A 685-nucleotide genomic window follows, 5' to 3' on the forward strand; every position below is an offset into this window, starting at 1 on the left:
CCGCACCGGTGCGGGGTCTTTGAGCACCCGCTTGGCGTGTTCGACGAAGGCAGTGTGCGCTGTCGGCCACGACACACCCGCACCTGCGGCGACCTCGACCACCGAACGCGCCGCCTCCCCGATACTGCGACCGATCTGCGTCCGCAACCGGGTGGTGGTGCGCCGCCGAGGCGGGACCTCGGGGACCGATTCGGTGAACGAACGCCGCCCACACGCCTGATTGCGACAGTAGTAGCGGGTCTTGTTCCACCGCAACTGAATTGGATCATCTCCGTAGGGGATGTCACGTGGCCGGGTGACCGCGTGGCCCTTCACCGATCTCGAGGCGACCCTGCATTCCGGGCACTTGGCCGCCCCCGGATCGACGGTCACCACATCCACCACACGAGCGCGGTCCGCGGCCACGGCGACCGCCCTGACTTCCAGTCCTTCCAACCCCAACAACAACGACGTAGGCTCGACCATGCCCCTGGTACTCCTTCACGAGAATCTGATGCTTCGCAACATCCAGATTTCCGGAGACCAGGGGCGTTTCACATCATCGACACGCCGAGGCTCTGACCAGGCAACGCCCGCTCAACTTCGAAGAGCCGAATTAGTGCGCAAATCCCAGCCCACACCAACCCATCAACCCAGGTCAGCGCGATCCCGACCACTAATGTCCGATTCGGTGATAAAAGTCAGG

The 685-nt window shown here is 63.6% G+C and carries 1 protein-coding gene; it reads right to left on the reverse strand.

Annotated features, from left to right (window positions below; genetic code table 11):
- On the reverse strand, nucleotides 1-465 hold a 465-nt coding region (locus tag MKW15_RS24220; protein WP_240862952.1), incomplete at its 3' end, for a transposase family protein.
- Nucleotides 466-685: the final 220 nt, after the last annotated feature.

The organism is Gordonia gummivorans (assembly GCF_022513585.1).
Lineage (GTDB): Bacteria > Actinomycetota > Actinomycetes > Mycobacteriales > Mycobacteriaceae > Gordonia.